The sequence below is a fragment of the Arthrobacter sp. NPDC058127 genome (assembly GCF_042884555.1).
Taxonomy (GTDB): domain Bacteria; phylum Actinomycetota; class Actinomycetes; order Actinomycetales; family Micrococcaceae; genus Arthrobacter.
On record NZ_JBHVTT010000040.1, the window covers coordinates 1 to 1,837 of the forward strand.

Sequence of the window (1,837 nt, forward strand, 5' to 3'; positions counted from 1 at the left end):
CATTGCCATGCGTTTTATCCTTTGCTGGAACCGAGCGTGAGACCGGCCACGAATTGGCGCTGCAGCACGAGGTAGATGATCAGGGTGGGTATCACAGTGATGGTGGCGCCGGCCGCCAGGAGGTTGTAGTTGCTGAGGAACTCGCCCTGCAGGTTGTTGATGGCCGTCGTGATGGGCAGCCGGTTTCCGCTTTGGATGAAGAGCAGCGGCCAGAAGAAATCGTTGTAGATGAAGATGACTTCCAGGGTTCCGAGCGCGGCGAGGGCGGGCCGGCACAGTGGAAGGATGATGTTCCAGTACTGCCGCCAGATCCCGGCGCCGTCCACGAGCGCGGCCTCCGTCAGGTCGGAGGAGAGGGCCTTCATGTAGTTGGAAAGCACGAACGTGCAGAACCCGATCTGGAACGCCGTGTCCACTGCGATCACCGAGATGTAGGTGTTGAGCAGGTTGCCGGAATCGCTGAAGGAGTAGGGCAGCGTGACGTGTTTGAACATCTCGAACAACGGGGCCGCCAGGACCTGCGGGGGCAGGAGGTTCCCGGCGGTGAACATGATCAGGAGGGTGACGTTGAATTTCCAGCTCACCCTGGAGACGGCGAATGCCATCATCGAGGCGAAGAACAGGGTCAGCAGCACCGCCGGGACGGTGATGATTACCGAGTTCAGGAGGTACTTCGAGAATCCGCCTTGGGTCCAGGCCGTGATGAAGTTGTCGAAATTGAAGGTGCCGCCAAGGCTGAAGTAGCCGTATTTGTCCGTGTCCGCCTTGGGCCGCAAAGCAGTGAACAAGGACCAACCCAGCGGAATCAGCCACATGATCGCCATGACGGTCAGGAAGATATGGGTCCCGTAGTGGCGCTTGCCCGAGTTCACGGTGACGGCCGCAGCTCCGGCGGTGCTTGGGATGGGGTTGGCGAGGGTGCTCATGCCTTGCTCTCCTTGCCGAAGGTGCGGATGAGGTAGAAAACGATGGGGATCAACGAGATGACCAGGAGAATGACCGCGAGGGACGAGCCGACGCCGATCACCTGGCCTTCGCCGATCAGGTTCTGGATCACCAGGGCGCTGATCAATTCAAGGCCGTTGGTCCCTCGGTTGATGACGTAGACGATGTCGAAGGCACGTAGCGATTCGATGATGGTGATCACCACGATCACGATGTTCACGGGGCGCATTGCCGGGAAAACAATGCGGAAGAACGTCTGGGCGGCGTTGGCGCCGTCGATCGACGCCGCTTCCCGCAGCGAGGGGTCCACGCCCTTGAGCCCGGCCAAGTACAGGATCATGACGTAGCCCGCGTGACGCCAGGTGGCCGCAACCATGGCCGCCCAGATATTGACGTTCGAATTTCCGAACCAGTCCACGGCTTGCGGTGTGCCCGCCGTGCCCAGGAGGTAGTTCAGCAGCCCGCTGTCCCGGTTGTAGAAGAGCTGCCAGATGATGCCGATGAGGGCCAGCGACAACATGACCGGGGTGAAGAAGATGCTCTGGTAGATCTTGCTGCCGCGGATCTTCTGGTCCAGGAGCACGGCCAGAAGCAGGCCGAGGGGTGTCGCGATCAGGGCCAGGAAGACGAGCCATAGAACGTTGTGTTGGATGGCGGGCCAGAACGGGGGATAGTCCTGGACCACGTAGCGGTAGTTGTCCGTCCCTGCGGCCTTGATGTCCTTCAGGTCCAGGCCGTTCCAGCGGGTGAAGCTCAGGGCAATGGAGAAGAGCGTGGGCAGCCAGACCAGCAGGAGCTGGATCAGGGTCGGCACGCCCACCATGACCGCGAGGACGATCTTGTCACGGCGCGTAAGGCGGCGGACCCTGCCTGCTTTGCCGGTCCGCCTGCC

Annotated in this window: 2 protein-coding genes; both read right to left on the reverse strand. The window is 61.2% G+C overall.

Going from position 1 to position 1,837, the window contains the following annotated elements:
* Positions 1-14 precede the first annotated feature (14 nt).
* The gene (locus ACFVTG_RS24715; protein ID WP_284754105.1) at positions 15-926 is read right to left on the reverse strand and encodes a carbohydrate ABC transporter permease; all 912 of its coding nucleotides are present in this window, start codon (positions 924-926) and stop codon (positions 15-17) included.
* A partial coding sequence (locus ACFVTG_RS24720) for a carbohydrate ABC transporter permease (protein WP_390283637.1) occupies positions 923-1,837 on the reverse strand: 915 nt, incomplete at its 5' end. The genes ACFVTG_RS24720 and ACFVTG_RS24715, both read right to left, overlap by 4 nt.